Source organism: Actinomycetota bacterium, assembly GCA_013152275.1.
GTDB lineage: Bacteria > Actinomycetota > Acidimicrobiia > Spongiisociales > UBA4744 > BMS3Bbin01.
Genome location: JAADGS010000063.1, coordinates 20379 through 36235, shown reverse-complemented (window position 1 = coordinate 36235; position 15857 = coordinate 20379). Strand labels below are relative to the sequence as shown.

Genomic DNA, 15857 nt, shown 5'->3' with positions numbered 1-15857 from the left:
AGGCGCACCGGCAGGTGCGTCGGGGCGGAGAACGCTGCGAGCTACGTTCCCGGCCCACAGAACGCCGCAACGGTTGCCGGTCGAGGCACTAGCCGAATCGGCGCACCAGACGGGCCCCGGCGCTGGGCCGAGCGGTGAACGTTCGTGGGATGGGCCATGCTTCTCTCGAGAATCGTGACGCCACCGAGGCGGTGACATGCCGCCGGATCGAAGAGGGGATGAGAGCGATGGCCGATCCTCCGAACCCGCCGCCGACCATGCGGGCCCCGATCGCTCCGGCATCGAGAGCGGTTTCCACCGCGGCGTCCAGCTCCGGGCAGCTCACCTCGAAGTCGTCGGCAAGGGAGTGGTGTGACTCGATGAGGGCGGTGCCGACCGTCGGCCAGTCATTGTGGGTGAGAGCGTCGGAAACTCGCAGGACGCGGTCATTCTCGGTGACGACGTGCCGCACCCGACGAACCAGGGTCGAGTCTGCCAATCGACGCCCGGCAGCACCGAGTTCTCTCACGGTGATCCCGCGCAGCGAGGCGCGACCGAGCCGGCGGGCGGCCTCCTCGCATTCACGTCTACGGGTGGCGTATTCGCCGGCGGCGTGGGCGTGCGACACGCGGGTGTCGATGACGATGATCTCGAGTCCCGCGGCGTCGAGATCCAGGGGGACGCGTCGGATGGAGCCGGCGGCCACGTCGAACAGGATCCCCATGCCTGCTCGTCCTTCCAGTGATGCGACCTGGTCCATCATGCCGGTCGGTGCGCCTACGATCCGGTTCTCGGTCTGCTGTGCGGCTCGGGCGAGATCCATCCGGTCGATCTCGATGCCGGAGAGTGCCGCCAGGCCCAAGCCGACGGCGCACTCGAGTGCGGACGACGAGCTCAGGCCTGCACCTACCGGGACCTGCCCGTCGACGGCGACATCGAACCCATGGTCGACACCAAGGCTCCATGCCATTCCGAGCGCATAGCCCGCCCATCCGAGGTCCGTCCCGGGACGGATTGTCGTCACGTCGGTGGCCACCGACGTGTCGGGGGACTGCACCGAAACGGCCCTTGCCTCCGTGTCCGGTCGCAACCCGATGGCCGCGTAGGTGCGAAGTTGGATGGCGAACGGCAAGGCAAGCCCATCGTTGTAGTCGGTGTGCTCACCGATCAGGTTGACGCGTCCGGGCGCCGACCACACGCCGTCGGGACGGTGGCCGAACGCCTCCTCGAATGTATCGACGACGCGCTGCACTCACACGCTCCGGATACGCTCGGCGGTGGCCTCGGGAGGGATGTCGTTGATGAACGCACCCATGGCGGTCTCGGACCCGGCGAGGTACTTGAGCTTGTCGTCCGCCCGGCGGATCGAGGACACCCGCAGATGGAGGTGGCTCAGATCTCGATCGATGTGGAGTGGGGCCTGATACCAGGCGGCGATGTAGGGGAGGGGCGCGTCGAAGAGGCGGTCGAGGCGTTGCAGCAGGTCGAGGTACAGGTCGACGAAGGCCGAACGTTCGTCCGGGTCCAGCGATGGGATGTCGGGTACTTTCCTGAGCGGGTACACATGGACCTCGATGGGCCAGCGGGCCGCCGACGGCACGAATGCCACCCAGTGGTCGTTCGCGGCGACAACCCGAATGTGCGCCTTCCGCTCGTGCTCGATGATCCGGGCGAAGAGGTCGCCGCCGATGGTCTCCCGGTGCACGCGTGCGGAGTCGAGCATCTTCACCATCGCCGGTGGCACGAAGGGGTAGGAGTAGATCTGGCCATGGGGATGGTGCAGGGTGACTCCGATCTCCTCACCGCGATTCTCGAATACGAAGACGTATTCGACACCTGGGATTGTTGCCAACTCGGTGGTGCGATCGGCCCAGACATCCATGACCAACCGGGCCCGCCGGGGTGACAGTGTGGCGAAGGATCCCTCGTGGTCACTTGTGAAGCTCACTACCTCACAGCGGCCCAGCCCCGGCCTGATCGGGAAGTCGCCGGATCGGGTGTCGGGCGATGTGGGGTGTTCGACGAGGCTGGGGAACCGGTTTTCGAACACGGCCACATCGTATGAGGAATCGGGGATCTCGGTGGGGTGTCCTGGGCGGCTCGGGTCGAGTGGGCATCGGTCTGCCGGCGGGAGGAACGTCCGAGACTGGCGGTTGGCCGCCAGGATGATCCATTCCGATGCCAACGGGTCCCACCGCAACTCGGATACCGTTTCGACCGGGGAGAGATCCCTGAGGTCGCGACGTCTGTGCGTGACACCGGACTCCTCGTCGTAGTAGAACAACTCGCGCCCATCTGCGAGAAGGATCTTGGTGCGGTTCATGACACCTCGGTGGCGAGGGTGGTCGGGTCGGTGACGATGACGTCGTCGATGCGCTCTCGCAACGGACCGAGAGCATCCTGGGATAGACCGCGGTCCGTGACGAGCACGGCGGCATCCTCGATCGCGGCCATGGTCGCTATCCCGACGACTCCCCACTTCGAATGGTCCGCCACCACGGCGAGACGCCGGCCGGCTCGGATGAGCGCCCGATTGGCCTCGGCCTCGAGCATGTTCGGCGTCGTGAAGCCTGCATCCAGGTCCATACCGTGGACGCCGAGGAACACGATGTCCACATGGATGTGGCGCAGCGCTGCCACCGTGAACGGCCCCACGAGTGCATCCGACGGTGTCCGGACGCCCCCCGTGAGGATCACGGTCTGATCGCCTGTTCGATTGTGGTGGAGCTCCTCGGCCACCTGGACCGAGTTGGTGACGACCGTGAGGCCCGGGACGTCCCTCAGGAAGCGGGCCACCTGGAACGTTGTTGTCCCGGCGCTCAACGCAACGGCCTGACCCGGGCTTACCAGCGCGGCGGCCGCCCGCCCGATGTGCAGCTTCTCGGCGGTGTTGCGGGTTGCCTTGGAGGCGAAGGACGGCTCGAAGGCGGTACCGGCGTCGAGCAGGGTGGCACCACCGTGAACTTTCTCGAGGAGGCCGCGTTCCTCGAGGAGATCGAGGTCTCGTCGCACCGTCATCTCTGATACGTCGAACTCACGGGCCAGATCGGAGACCCGGACCGCGCCCGAGTCGCGGATACGTTCAAGGATCAAGGCTTGTCGTTGTTGTGGGAGCATCAGTCGTCTCCGTCGTCCGGCGCCTCGTGCACCACTGCCACGCCGCCTGCAGCGACCGTGTCGGCGGGCCTGACCGCGCGGTCGGTCACGAGATCGTGCCCTGCCACGCCGATCGCGGTGTCCTCGGCGCCGTGGTTGATGATGAATCTGAACCGACCACCGGATCCCGACCGGGTGACCACCTCCACGTCGGAGCCGTATTCGGCCGTGTCGATTCCCGATGCCGTCAGGATCCGGTGGGCCAGGGCCATGGTGGTGGAGGAGTCGGTGCGCGTAGCCACGTACCATGCCGTTCCATCGCCGAATCGATGGCTCGTGACGGCCGGCCATCCGTCGAGCGGTGTGCCCACGAATCTGGCGACGGCCTCTGCTCCTTCCAGATGGACATACTCCGCCCAGACGTCGGCCTTTCCTCCGATGTCGAGGTCGATCGTCTGGTCGGCTCGGAGGGGAACAAACTCTTCGGTCCGTATGCCCAGGAGGTGGCGAAACGCCCCCGGGTATGCGCCAGGATGAACGTGGTCGGACTCGTCGACGATCCCGCTGAAGTAGGTGATGACCGCCGTTCCCCCCGACTTCACGAATCGGCCTACCTCCGAGGCGGCGGCTTCGGACGCGAGGTAGAGCGTAGGGACGATGACGAGCCGGTACCCTTCCAGGGACTCACCCGGCTTTACCATGTCACACGTGATGTTGTGTTGCCACAGCGCGCGATACCAGGCATGGGCCCGGTCCAGGTAGCGCACGTCTGTGCTGGGATGTGAATCGAGCTCGGTCGCCCACCACGCATTCCAGTCGAATACCATCGCCACGTCCGCCTCGACCGTCGTGCGGGCGATCGGCGCCAGGTTCGCGACGAGTTTGCCCAGTTCGACGACCTCTCGCCATATCCGCGAGTCGGTTCCGGCATGAGGCAGCATCGCCGAGTGGAACTTCTCGGTACCGGCGCGAGACGCCCGCCACTGGAAGAACATCGCTCCTTCGGAGCCGCGGGCGATGTGGGCAATGCTGTTTCGGGCCATCTGCCCCGGCATCTTGGGAGTGTTGCGCGGCTGCCAGTTGACTGCACCGGTCGAATGTTCCATGAGCAGCCACGGGTTTCCCTCTGCCAGCCCGCGGGTGAGATCGGCCGAGAACGACAGCTCGACGTGGGCTTCGGGATCGGCGGCATCGAGATAGTGGTCGTTGCTCACCATGTCCACTTCGGGTGCCCATCGCCAGTAGTCCAGGTTTCGGGAGAACTGCATGACCATGAAGTTCGTCGTGATCGGAATCTCGGGCGTGATCTCTCGGAGAACGTCTCGTTCCGCCCGGAAGCACTCGAGCAGCTCGTCGGAGGAGAATCGGGCGTAGTCGAGCTGCTGGGTGGGGTTCACGAACGTCGGGCTGAGGCGTGGGGTGTGGATCTCCTCGAAGTCACGGTATCGCTGGCTCCAGAACGTGGTACCCCATGCGTCGTTGAGGGCGCCGATCGAGCCGTATCGTTTCGCAAGCCAGCGCCGGAAGGCCACCGTGCTCACCGGACAGTGGCAGTGGGCGTTGTGACAACCGTATTCGTTGCCGACATGCCACATCGCCAATCCAGGGTGGTTGCCGTACCGCTTCGCCATCCGAGCGGCCAACGTGACGGCAGCTTCCCGATACACGGGAGAGCTGGGGCACCAGGTCTGGCGCGATCCCGGATACAGGCGGAGACCATCTCGGGTGATCGGGAGGATCTCGGGATGGGTTCGGACGAGCCACGGCGGCGGCGAGGCGGTGGCGGTGGCGAGGTCGACGGCGATCCCGGCGCGGTGCAGTCGATCGAGGATGTCGTCGAGCCATCCGAAGTCGACGTAGCCTGGTGACGGCTCGAGCATGGCCCACGAGAACACGCCGACCGTGACCATCGTCACCGCGGCCTCGATCATGAGCGCGATGTCCTCGTCCCACACCTCGGGTGGCCACTGTTCGGGGTTGTAGTCTCCGCCGAACGCCAATCCCGTCAGCCGGTCGGTGATACGCATCATGTACCGTTCATCTTCCATAATCGAACATAGCCGAACAACATGATCTGCAAGGCTAGTCAAGCCACGGTGTGTGTTGCCACCGATTCGTATGAAGTGTGTGGTGGAGCCAGGCCGGTTACGTTTCCAACGGATACCAAGAGACATCATAGTCTTTCTGTTGCTTGAACGCGAAAAGTCTTCCTCGGGAACCACTTGACGAGCGGGACGTGCCGAACCTAACGTGGTGTGCGGATCTGAGTGGAAGTGTGATATCGGATTCAGGCGCGATGAGGAGGATGTGCGATGAGTCGGACAGACGATTGGCGAGCCGATACGGGTTTGGTGCTTCCGGAGATCAACCGGCGGCAACTACTGAGAGGAATCGCCGGGGCTGCCGGCCTCGCTGCGTTTCCAGGGTTGTTGGCGGCGTGCTCGAGCACATCTGGCACATCGACGACGGCTGCCACCGGAGGCGGGAAGGCCACCGGAAGTGTGACAGTCGGATCGAACGCCTCCGACCAGGTTCCGAAGGACGCGTATCAGAAAGTGTATGACGCCTTCCAGCAGGCGTCGGGCATCACCGTCAACGTCAACACCGTCGACCACAACACCTTTCAGGAGCAGATCAACAGCTACCTCCAGGGCAAGCCCGACGATCTGTTCACCTGGTTCGCCGGCTTCCGGATGCAGTTCTTCGCCGAAAAGGGGCTGGCGTCACCCATCGACGATGTGTGGGCCAAGATCGGTTCCAACTACTCCTCCGCCATGGCGCAAGCATCGACGGGGCTGGATGGAAAGAAGTACTTCGTCCCCTTCTACAACTACCCGTGGGCAATCTTCTATCGAAAGAGCGTGTTCTCCGAGAAGGGGTATCAGATCCCCAAGACGATGGACGAACTCAAGAAGCTCGGCGACCAGATGAAGAGCGACGGACTGGTTCCGATCGCCTTCGCCGACAAGGACGGATGGCCGGCCATGGGTACGTTCGACTACCTTGACATGCGAATCAACGGATACGACTTCCACATTGGCCTGATGGCCGGCAAGGAATCGTGGGAAGACAAGAAAGTCACCGACGTGTTCGAGCAGTGGGCAGGGCTGTTGGAGTACCTGCAGCCCGGCGCTCTGGGTCGAACCTGGCAGGAGGCCGCCCAGTCGCTGGTGAAGAAGGAGTCGGGCATGTATCTGCTCGGCATGTTCGTCGGCCAGCAGTTCCCCGATGCCGACCGGTCGGATCTGGACTTCTTCGCCTTCCCGGAGATCAACCCGACGTACGGGACGGACTCGGTCGAGGCGCCGATCGACGGATTCATGATGAGCAAGAGCCCGTCGAATCGGGACGCGGCGGTCGCGTTGCTGGAGTACCTCGGCACGCCCGAGGCCCAGCTGATGTACCTGGCGTCGGACCCGAACAACGTTGCGGCAGCGAAGGACGTCAGCACGACCGGTTACAACGCCCTTCAGAAGAAGGCGGCGGAGCTGATCTCTGGTGCCAAACACATCAGCCAGTTCATGGATCGCGATACGCGACCCGACTTCGCCTCGACGGTGATGATCCCGGCACTGCAGTCGTTCCTGAACAACCCGAAGGACATTACAGGTCTCCAGAAGAGCATCCAGGCCCAAAAGGTCTCGATCTTCGCGAGCTGACGGTTACCGATGGCGGATGACTCCCACGCCATCCGGCCTGTGCATGAAGGTGACGCCTCCACGCCCGGAGGCGTCACCTCCGTGTTTGTGCGGAAGCGCCGCCACTCGCTGCTGACACGCGGTGACCGATGGGTGCTGGCGGCGATGATCGTGTTTCCGCTCATCATCCACGTCGCGTTGGTGTGGGGGCCGACACTGGCATCGGTGCTGTTGTCGTTCACCCGGTGGGACGGAATCGGAGGCATTGCGGCCATCAAGCCGGTCGGGCTCGAGAACTATCGCAACATCTTCACGATCTACCCGCCGTTCGATCCCGCCCTCCGGCACAACCTCATCTGGTTCGGTTTCTTCGCCATCCTGGCGACACCGTTCGGAATGTTCCTCGCAGTTCTGCTGGACCGCGACGTGGCCGGGTCACGGATCTACCAGAGCGCCTTCTACCTCCCCGTGGTGCTGTCGCTGGCGATCATCGGGTTCATCGCCCAGTTGATCTTCTCCCCGGATCAGGGATTCATCAACAACCTCATCGGTCGGACACAGCCGAACGATCTGATCGACTGGCTCGGGAACCCGAGCCTGAATCTTTGGGCCGTCTTGCTCGTGGCGAGCTGGAGGCAGGCCGGGTACGTGATGATCCTGTATGTCGCCGGGCTGAAGAGCGTGGATCCGACACTCAAGGAGGCAGCCGCCATCGACGGGGCAGGCGAGATTCAGAGCTTCTTTCGGGTCGTGTTCCCGGTGCTGAAACCCATCAACATCGTCATCCTCGTCATCACCACCATCGAGGCCCTTCGGGCATTCGACATCGTCTACATCATCAACAAAGGGACCAATGGTCTCGAACTGTTGTCGGTGCTGGTCACGAACAACATCATCGGTGAGGCCAGCCGGATCGGGTTCGGCTCGGCGATCGGGACGATTCTGTTGGTGATCTCGCTCAGCGGCATCCTCACGTTTCTGTACTGGACATTCAGGCGGGAGGCGGCCGAATGAACCGGGCCGACACCGTGCCGACGAGCCGCCGCAAGGTCACTCCGGCTCGTGTCGTGCTCCAGGCATTCCTGATCGTGACGTCGCTGGTCTGGTTGTTCCCGCTGGTCTGGGCGCTGTACACGTCGCTCCGACCGTACTCCGACACGGCGGAGCGGGGGTACGTGTCGCTTCCGGGCGTTCTGACCATCGCCAACTACACCACGGCATGGCGCAACGCCGATCTGCCGCACTTCTTCTGGAACTCGTTCGTGATCACCGTGCCGGCTGTCATACTTACGCTCTTCCTGGCGACGATGGTCGCCTTCGCCCTGAGCAGGTTCACGTTCCGCTTCAACCTGGCCCTGCTCATGATCTTCACCGCGGGGAATCTCTTGCCGCAGCAGGTGATCATCACACCCCTGTACCGGCTGTACCTCGCGCTTCCACTGCCGTCGTTTCTCAGCGACACCGGCGTCTGGTACGACAGCTTCTTCGGGATCATCGCCATCCACGTGGCGTTTCAGGTGGGGTTCTGCGTGTTCGTGCTGTCGAACTACATGAAAACCATCCCCATGGAATTGGGCGAGGCGGCCGTCATGGATGGAGCTTCGGTGTGGCGCCAGTACCGATCCGTGATTCTGCCTCTCAGCAGGCCGCCTTTGGCGGCGCTGGCGACTCTGCTCTTCACGTGGATCTACAACGATTTCTTCTGGGCACTCGTGCTGATGAGCACCGGTTCCAAGCGCCCGGTGACCTCGGCACTGAACAACCTCCAGGGGCTCTACTTCGTTGACAACAACCTCATCGCCGCCGCCTCGATCCTGGTGGCGATCCCCACCCTGATCGTCTTCTTCGCCCTCCAGGGCCAATTCGTGCGGGGGCTTACGCTCGGTGCGACGAAGGGATGACGTCTATGGCAGTGACACGCATCGCGGAGATCGAGATCGCTCCGGATACCGCCCGGATCTACGAGCATGGGTGGCAGTCGTGGAGTCCGTCGGGGACCTACCCGGCGCTCGACCGTGGTCCACATCCCGTAGGGGAGCGGCGACACGTCCTGTGCTACCGACCCGAGTCCGTCTCGGACGGGCCCGGATTCCGAGGCGAGGGTCTCCTGGCGGTGGATCCGGGCGATGGGGGCGCCGTCCAGGTGTTCGCGGCCGTTTCGCCGGTGGAGCAGGTGCCGTCGATCCGTGCGACGTTGTCGGGTCCGACCACGCTTGCGGTGGATGTGGACGGAGATGTCGAGTGGCGCCGTGACGGGGAGGACATCGTTGGCGCATTGGCAGCCTGGGCAGACGACATCGTGGCCCGACATTCCCTGCCCGCCCCTCGACCCGCCCCCACGGTGTGGTGTTCGTGGTATCACTATTTCACCCAGGTGACCGAGGACGACATCTGGGAGAACGTCGAGATGGCCGAGCGCCTCGATCTCCCGATCGACGTCATCCAGATCGATGACGGCTATCAGGCCGCCCTGGGAGACTGGCTGTCGCTCTCCGGAAGGTTCGCCTCCCTCGAGGCGCTGGCCGGTCGCATCCGCGAGGCCGGGCGCCGTGTGGGGATCTGGGTGGCGCCTTTTCTGGTAGACCCCGCGTCGCGACTGGCGGCAGACCATCCCGAATGGCTCGTGCGGGGCGTCGACGGGGCGCCGGCCTTCGCCGGTCACAACTGGGGTACCGATCTGTATGCGCTCGACACCACACATCCCGCTGCGTTGGCCTATCTCCACGACGTCTTCTCCACGATGGCCGGCTGGGGGATCGACTACTTCAAGATCGATTTCATCTATGCGGGAGCCATCCCGGGAGGGCGGTACGGTTCCGAATCCCCACTGGCGGCCTATCGGCGCGGCGTCGAAATGATCCGCACGTCGATCGGCGACGGGTACCTGCTGGGTTGCGGGGCCCCCATCCTCCCGAGCATCGGGCTGTTCGACGCGATGCGGGTGAGCCCCGATACGGGGCCCGAATACCTGCCCTCCGACGGTGATTTCAGCCAGCCGTCGATCCTCGCCGCGACGGTCACCGGTGAAGCTCGAGCGTTCCAGCACGGACGGTTCTGGGTGAACGACCCCGATTGCCTGATCGTGAGACCCGAGGTCGAGCGCCGCGTCGAGTGGGCGGCACACGTGGAACGTTGTGGTGGGCTGATGGCATCGAGTGACCGACTGGCGAGTCTCGATGCCTGGGGGTTGGAGCGGACCCGGTCGCTCCTGGGTCGGACCCCGCCCGCACGTTTCGTGTCTTGAGGGTGCCGGCGGCCTGACGGCCGAATCCGGGTCATTTCGTTCACGCAGAGCATCATCGAGCGGGTCGATCCGCGGCGTGACGATGTCGTGAGCCTCGCCGATGGGGGACTTCCGGCGACGAGGTCTGGATCAGAAACGGCTTCGAGGCCGAGCGTCCGCCACATCCGGCCGATCGCAGGCTGCGACGGACGGACTTCTTTCACCATGGAGCGGGACGACCGGCGCATTCGGATGCCGTGTCCTGCCGTAGGCCAAGGGCCCTCCATGGGATCCGTGAGTCGTTCAACCCGCGGTCTCGTTGGGAGGGCTCTCCGCGTCACACCATCCCGCCAGGGACAACGTCCCCGGTTGTCACGGCCGGCCGCTACGGAGATACTCCGCTGCGACGGCCACTTGTCCGAGGCTGATCCCGCCGTCGTTCGGTGGCACGAGTCGGTGCAGCAACACCTCGTATCCCGCGTCACGAAGCAGCTTTGTCGCTCGTTCGGTGAGCAGCCGGTTCTGGAAGCATCCGCCGGTGAGGGCGACCCGGGGAGTATCGATGCGCCGAGCGACCCCGACGATCGAGGTTGCCAGCGCATTGTGGAACCGGGCGGCGATCACGCCGGTGGCAGCCCCTCGCGCGAGGTCGTCGATGATTGCATCGAGCAACGGACCCCAGTCGAGGACCGTTCCTTCCATTCGGGGGTACGCATCATCGACGGTCGGATCTGCGGCAAACTCGAGCGCCATCGCCGCTTGTCCTTCAAAGGAGACCCGTTGGTGCAGATCGAGCAGCGAAGCGACGCCGTCGAAGAGGCGCCCGACGCTCGATGTCCGAGGGGTACGAAATCCCGTCTGCAGCATGCGGCTCAGAGGGAGCAGCTCGGCGTCCGTGAACGTCCGGCGAACCTTGGGATGGTCGAGGGCGTCTTCGCCGAGATGTTCCCAGAGCAACGCCAGCGCAACCCGTCTCGGTTCCGCGGCGGCTGCGTCACCGCCGGGGAGTCCGAACGTTCGCAGGTGTGCCACGCGGTCGAACCCCGAGGCGTCACCAACGAGGAACTCCCCGCCCCAGATGGTCCCATCACTCCCGTAGCCGGTGCCGTCCCAGGTGATCCCGAGTGCCGGCCCGTCGATCTGGTTCTCCGCAAGGCAGGAGGCCAGGTGGGCGTGGTGGTGCTGGACGGCGACCAGTCGATCTGTCAGGTTCGAGGCGTGAGCCCATCGCGTCGAAACGTAGTCAGGGTGCAGGTCGTGGGCAATCACCTCCGGAGTGACGTCATAGATTCGGAGGAAGTCCGTGATGACTCTTTCGAACGCCTCCTGCGCCTGTGGCGTCTCGAGGTCCCCGATGTGCTGACCGACGAAGGCTCGTTCGCCGATCGCCAGAGTGACCGTGTTCTTCAGGTGAGCACCCACGGCGAGAATCGGAGGGGAGGGATGCGACAGCGGCACCGGCATCGGAGCGTAGCCGCGCGCCCTCCTCAGCAGGCTCGGGTGACCGTTGACAATCCAGGTGACACTGTCGTCGACGTGCCGTTGGATCGGGCGGTCGTGGACGAGGAAGTGGTCCGCGATGTGACCGAGACGTTCGATCGCGTCTGTCGCACTCGTGCAGATCGGCTCGTCGGTCAGGTTTCCACTCGTCGCGACGACCGGGAAACCAACGGCGTCGAGCAACAGATGATGCAGCGGCGTGTACGCAAGCATGACGCCCAGCGTCGGGTTGCCGGGTGCCACGTTTCCGGCTGCAGGCGCCCCCGGCCTCCGGCGCAGCAGGACGATCGGTGCCTCAGGAGAGGTGAGGAGAGCGTCTGCAACTCGATCGGTCTCGACGAGCGTCCGGACCTGGTCGAGGTCGCGAGCCATCAACGCGAGTGGCTTGTCGGGTCGAGGTTTGCGGCTTCGCAGCATCGAGATCGCCCTCGCATCGGCGGCGTCGACCATCAGGTGGAACCCTCCGAGGCCCTTCACTGCGACGATCTTGCCGTCGGCGAGCGCCGCTGCGGCTCCGGCCAGCGCCTCATCGCTTCGGGCAACCGGACGGAACCGGTCCCCCTCGCGTTCCAACAGCTCGAGTTGCGGTCCGCAGTCCGGGCAGGCGTTCGGCTGGGCATGGAAACGGCGGTTCGCCGGATCTTCGTATTCCGTGCGGCACCGGTCGCACATGGTGAATCCGACCATCGTCGTGTTCGGTCGGTCGTACGGCAGATCGGCGATGATGCTGAATCGGGGCCCGCAGTTCGTACAGTTCGTGAACGGGTAGCGGAAACGGCGATCCTGGGGATCGAAGACCTCGCTCATGCAGGCTGCACACGTCGCGGCATCCGGAAGGATCAATGCCGTCTTGGCCCCCTGGTAGTCACTGACCCTGATGTGGAAGTTCCGTTCGCCAAGAGGTTCCGTCCCGGCGCTGCGTATCGACTCGACATGCGCGAGTGGGGGGTGCTCCACCGGGAGGCGATCCATGAATCGGGTGATCGCTCGCTCCGGTCCTTCCACCTCGATGAACACTCCGCGAGTGTCGTTGACCACCCATCCGGCGAGGCCCTCTTCGGCAGCGAGGCGGTAGACGTAGGGGCGAAAACCCACGCCCTGGACTGCGCCCCGTATCTCGATGCGAACTCTCACGTTCTTGTGACGTTCTGCTGCAACTATCCGATCCTACGGACGAAACGGGCGATCGCCTCACCGATCTCGTGTGGAGAGTCCTCCTGGATGAAGTGCAGACCTCGCACCGTCACCTCCTCCTGGTTCGGCCACGTCCTGCAGAACTCCCGTTGCGGTCCGGTGAGGATGATGCCGGGGTCGGCATCGATGAACAGCTTGGAGACGAGCGATGTCGACAACCATCTCGAATAGTGCGAGACGACCTCGTGCATATCGGCGGGCTCTCCGTTGATGGGGATCTCCCGTGGCCAGGTCAGCATCGGCCGGCGGCCCTCTCCAGGAGTCAGATAGGGCCGGCGATACTCGTTCATCTCCTCCTCGGTGAGTGTGCGCATGATCGATGCCGGCAGGATCCGTTCGATGAAGACGTTCTTTTCGAGAATGATCTCTTCTCCGGCAGGAGAGCGCATCGCCTCGAACATCGGTCTGGCCGTCTCAGGCCATTCTTCCCAGGTGACGGGACGTACGACGGCCTCCATGTACGCGATGCCGTTGACGGCTGCGCGGTGCCGTTCTGCCCATTCGAAGCCGAGCCCGGAGCCCCAGTCGTGCAGGACGAGGATCACACGGTCTTGGACCTCGAGGGCGTGCAGAAAGCCTTCGAGATAGGCTGCATGGTCGACGAACCGGTATTTCGAGCCGGGAATCTTGTCCGAATCGCCCATGCCGATCAGATCGGGGGCGATGCACCGCCCAAGACCTTCGAGGTGGGGGATGACGTTGCGCCACAGATAAGACGACGTCGGATTGCCGTGCAAGAAGACGATCGGGTTCCCTTGGCCGACCTCGACATAGGCCATCGTGTGACCGAGTATCTCGATTCGTTTCTTGTCGTACATGACACAAGGGTACCTGGATGGCCCGGAGGCTTCCCACGAGAGCGACCCCCACCGGGCCGGTGGGGGTCGCTGCCGACCGGTTCGCCCAGAACGGCTACGGGACAGCCGGGGTCCTCCTGGGAACGGTTGCGAGGCCTCGAGCGGTTTGGAGCACCACGAAACCGATCAGTATCAGGACCAATCCGAGTCCGATCGCCATGGCCGCCACGCCGAAGGCAACTACGGAGGTGAACAGCGACGCCCGCAGGAAGGAGGCGGTCATCGCCGTCTGCCGGACAGGATCTTCACGATCCAGTTGAGCGTAGGTTTTGCCGCCGGTCGCCTTCAGCGCGTGTTCCTTGATGATCTCGGCCTGAGCGTAGGCCGTGAGCGGACCCGTGACCGTCTTGCCGCCGAAACTCGCCGCGTCTTTCGATACGGTGATGTGCTCGTCGGCGAGAGCGGACCGGACCGTCAACCAGGTTGCGGCTCCGGCGAGTGTGAACAGGAGGCCAAAGAGGATGACGACCGTTGCGATGATCCGAACATTCTTCGATGCGATCATGAGGGATCCTCCAAAACCATAGGGAGTGGTTATCTGTGACCAGTGAATCACATGGGCCTGGGTAACGAACACGGCTGAAGGTCACGTGTGCTTCTGCAAAGGTCACAAGCCGGGCTCCCCCGTTTGGGGGAGCCCGGCCGGAACGCGATGTGGGCGGGGATCCCTCGATGACGGGGCGTTTCGCGAAGCGCCATGTGGACAGTGCGCAAACCGGTGGAACGTGCCTGTCCCTCCGGGCCGCAGCGCGCCGCGAGGGGAGGATACGGCGAAGCCGGGAGGGGGAGCGGCCCGGCGCAGGCCTTCGGTCTCCCGGGGGAGGAAACATCCTGCCTGCGAGCCGCGAGCCGCGATATGCGGCCGAGTTCGGAGGGCCTCACTCTGATTCCTATACTGCGTTCACGACGGGGCGGCGTGCCCCGTCGTGGCGAGAAGGGTGGGGCGTTGAGCGCTTACTTCCAGGACTACGTGAGTGTTGCCGCCTTCATTGGATTGGGCGTGGTCCTCGTGCTTCTCTTCCTCGGAATCGCCTCCGCTCTCCGGCCCGCCAACCCGCATGCAGCGAAGTTGCTGACCTACGAATGTGGCGTCGACCCCGTCGGCGAAGACTGGAGCCAGAGTCAGGTCCGCTACTACATCTACGCCCTGCTGTTCGTCGTATTCGATGTCGAGGCCGTCTTCATCTTCCCGTGGGCACTCATCCTCGAGAAGCTCGGCATGTTCGGTCTCGTCGAGATGCTCATCTTCATCGCCGTGCTGGCGGCCGGTCTCGTGTATGCGATCCGCAAAGGGGTCCTCAAGTGGGTGTGATCGACAAGTTTGGCGTACCGAAGCCGGTGTCGTGGTTGCTGAACTGGAGCCGCAAGTACTCGCTGTGGATGTTCAACTTCGGCCTTGCCTGCTGTGCAATCGAGATGATGGCCGCTGCCGCCCCCCGGTATGACATCATGCGTTTTGGCGTGATTCCGTTTCCTGCTTCCCCACGGCAGGCAGACCTGATGATCGTGGCGGGAACGCTCACCGACAAGATGGCTCCCTCCCTACGTCGCCTCTACGAGCAGATGCCCGATCCCAAATACGTCATCTCCATGGGATCCTGCTCGAACAGCGGTGGCCCCTACTGGGACTCCTACTCGGTCACCAAGGGCGTCGATCAGATCATCCCCGTCGACGTGTATGTTCCTGGGTGTCCTCCCCGCCCCGAGGCGCTGCTCGAAGGCGTCGTCTTGTTGCAGCAGAAGATCCAGGGAGAAGACATGCAGGAGAAGTGGAGAGAGCATGAGCAGCGGCCCGTCTGAAGTTCAGACTCCCCACGAGATCCTCTTTGCCTATGCGGAGCACGTGTACGACGTGCTGGGTTTCGCCGATCCGGTGGCGGTGCGTCACCGCACGGTCAAGGCACACGTGAAGCCGGACCGTTGGGTCGACGCACTCCGAAAGGCGCAGAACGATCTCGGACTCGTCTTCTTCTCCTGGCTGTCGGTGATCGAGTGGTCCAACGAGGTGCAGGTTGGGGACGCGCCCGCCGATCATGTCGTGGAGCGCTTCGAGATTCTCGCGACTGTCGCCGATATCACCGAGGGGCGCCGGGTCACGTTTACGACCGGCATTGCGAAAGACACCCCCCATATCGACAGTCTCGTGTCCGTGTACAAGGGCGCCAACTGGCACGAGCGTGAAGCGTTCGAGATGTTCGGCATCGAGTTCATCGGCCACCCGGACCTCTGCAATATCTACCTTCCGGAAGGGTTCGAAGGCAACCCGATGCGCAAGTCCTTCCCGTTGTTGAGCCGTGAGCTGCGGCCGTGGCCCGGGTCTGTCGACGTCGAGCCGATGCCTGAGGCGACCTCATGAACGTCGACCCGCGT

General features: G+C 63.9%; 13 protein-coding genes. 6 read left to right on the top strand and 7 right to left on the bottom strand.

The annotated features are described in order from the left end of the window. Nucleotides 1–88 precede the first annotated feature (88 nt). From galK to GXP34_10115, 4 genes are read right to left on the bottom strand one after another with little or no spacing between them, the layout of a single operon-like run. Complete coding sequence (gene galK, locus GXP34_10130) at nt 89–1231, bottom strand: galactokinase (protein NOY56326.1); 1143 nt, start codon at nt 1229–1231, stop codon at nt 89–91. After that, on the bottom strand, nt 1232–2302 hold the full coding sequence (gene galT, locus GXP34_10125; protein ID NOY56325.1) for a galactose-1-phosphate uridylyltransferase: 1071 nt from the start codon (nt 2300–2302) through the stop codon (nt 1232–1234). Beyond that, nucleotides 2299–3096 carry a DeoR/GlpR transcriptional regulator gene (locus GXP34_10120; GenBank protein NOY56324.1) on the bottom strand — a complete coding sequence of 266 codons (798 nt, stop codon included), beginning with the start codon at nt 3094–3096 and terminating at the stop codon, nt 2299–2301. Before GXP34_10120 ends, galT begins: the two co-directional genes overlap by 4 nt. After that, nucleotides 3096–5105 carry a beta-galactosidase gene (locus tag GXP34_10115; protein NOY56323.1) on the bottom strand — a complete coding sequence of 670 codons (2010 nt, stop codon included), beginning with the start codon at nt 5103–5105 and terminating at the stop codon, nt 3096–3098. The genes GXP34_10120 and GXP34_10115 overlap by 1 nt, the downstream gene beginning before the upstream one ends. A 282-nt stretch (nt 5106–5387) precedes the next feature. Here GXP34_10115 and GXP34_10110 point away from each other — a divergent pair, with 282 nt between their 5' ends. Genes GXP34_10110 through GXP34_10095 form a run of 4 tightly spaced genes read left to right on the top strand, consistent with a single transcriptional unit; the run spans nt 5388 to nt 9957 of the window. Beyond that, nucleotides 5388–6734 (top strand): carbohydrate ABC transporter substrate-binding protein, encoded by a 1347-nt coding sequence (locus tag GXP34_10110; protein ID NOY56322.1) that lies wholly within the window; start codon nt 5388–5390, stop codon nt 6732–6734. A gap of 9 nt (nt 6735–6743) precedes the next feature. Further along, nucleotides 6744–7727 (top strand): sugar ABC transporter permease, encoded by a 984-nt coding sequence (locus GXP34_10105; GenBank protein NOY56321.1) that lies wholly within the window; start codon nt 6744–6746, stop codon nt 7725–7727. Beyond that, a complete protein-coding gene (locus GXP34_10100) occupies nt 7724–8614 on the top strand; it encodes a carbohydrate ABC transporter permease (protein ID NOY56320.1) in 891 nt (296 codons plus the stop codon). Before GXP34_10105 ends, GXP34_10100 begins: the two co-directional genes overlap by 4 nt. Nucleotides 8615–8619: 5 nt before the next feature. Then, on the top strand, nt 8620–9957 hold the full coding sequence (locus GXP34_10095; protein NOY56319.1) for an alpha-galactosidase: 1338 nt from the start codon (nt 8620–8622) through the stop codon (nt 9955–9957). Nucleotides 9958–10308: 351 nt separating this feature from the next. On the opposite strand, the gene hypF is transcribed toward GXP34_10095, so the two are convergent. From hypF to GXP34_10080, 3 genes are all read right to left on the bottom strand, one after another. Continuing rightward, on the bottom strand, nt 10309–12558 hold the full coding sequence (hypF, locus tag GXP34_10090) for a carbamoyltransferase HypF (protein NOY56318.1): 2250 nt from the start codon (nt 12556–12558) through the stop codon (nt 10309–10311). A gap of 35 nt (nt 12559–12593) precedes the next feature. Beyond that, nucleotides 12594–13448, bottom strand: a complete 855-nt coding sequence (locus GXP34_10085; protein ID NOY56317.1) for a haloalkane dehalogenase — start codon at nt 13446–13448, stop codon at nt 12594–12596. Nucleotides 13449–13542: 94 nt separating this feature from the next. Next, nucleotides 13543–13992 (bottom strand): aromatic ring-opening dioxygenase LigA, encoded by a 450-nt coding sequence (locus tag GXP34_10080; GenBank protein NOY56316.1) that lies wholly within the window; start codon nt 13990–13992, stop codon nt 13543–13545. 578 nt (nt 13993–14570) lie between these two features. Here GXP34_10080 and GXP34_10075 point away from each other — a divergent pair. Continuing rightward, nucleotides 14571–15287, top strand: a complete 717-nt coding sequence (locus GXP34_10075) for an NADH-quinone oxidoreductase subunit B (GenBank protein NOY56315.1) — start codon at nt 14571–14573, stop codon at nt 15285–15287. Next, a complete protein-coding gene (locus tag GXP34_10070; protein ID NOY56314.1) occupies nt 15268–15843 on the top strand; it encodes an NADH-quinone oxidoreductase subunit C in 576 nt (191 codons plus the stop codon). Before GXP34_10075 ends, GXP34_10070 begins: the two co-directional genes overlap by 20 nt. Nucleotides 15844–15857 lie beyond the last annotated feature (14 nt).

Bases quoted from the DNA above. Each gene is read 5' to 3' on its own strand.
- galT (NOY56325.1), bottom strand. From the start codon at position 2,302: ATGAACCGCACCAAGATCCTTCTCGCAGATGGGCGCGAGTTGTTCTAC.
- GXP34_10120 (NOY56324.1), bottom strand. From the start codon at position 3,096: ATGCTCCCACAACAACGACAAGCCTTGATCCTTGAACGTATCCGCGAC.
- GXP34_10115 (NOY56323.1), bottom strand. From the start codon at position 5,105: ATGATGCGTATCACCGACCGGCTGACGGGATTGGCGTTCGGCGGAGAC.
- GXP34_10110 (NOY56322.1), top strand. From the start codon at position 5,388: ATGAGTCGGACAGACGATTGGCGAGCCGATACGGGTTTGGTGCTTCCG.
- GXP34_10105 (NOY56321.1), top strand. From the start codon at position 6,744: ATGGCGGATGACTCCCACGCCATCCGGCCTGTGCATGAAGGTGACGCC.
- GXP34_10100 (NOY56320.1), top strand. From the start codon at position 7,724: ATGAACCGGGCCGACACCGTGCCGACGAGCCGCCGCAAGGTCACTCCG.
- GXP34_10095 (NOY56319.1), top strand. From the start codon at position 8,620: ATGGCAGTGACACGCATCGCGGAGATCGAGATCGCTCCGGATACCGCC.
- GXP34_10085 (NOY56317.1), bottom strand. From the start codon at position 13,448: ATGTACGACAAGAAACGAATCGAGATACTCGGTCACACGATGGCCTAT.
- GXP34_10080 (NOY56316.1), bottom strand. From the start codon at position 13,992: ATGATCGCATCGAAGAATGTTCGGATCATCGCAACGGTCGTCATCCTC.
- GXP34_10075 (NOY56315.1), top strand. From the start codon at position 14,571: ATGTGGCGTCGACCCCGTCGGCGAAGACTGGAGCCAGAGTCAGGTCCG.
- GXP34_10070 (NOY56314.1), top strand. From the start codon at position 15,268: ATGAGCAGCGGCCCGTCTGAAGTTCAGACTCCCCACGAGATCCTCTTT.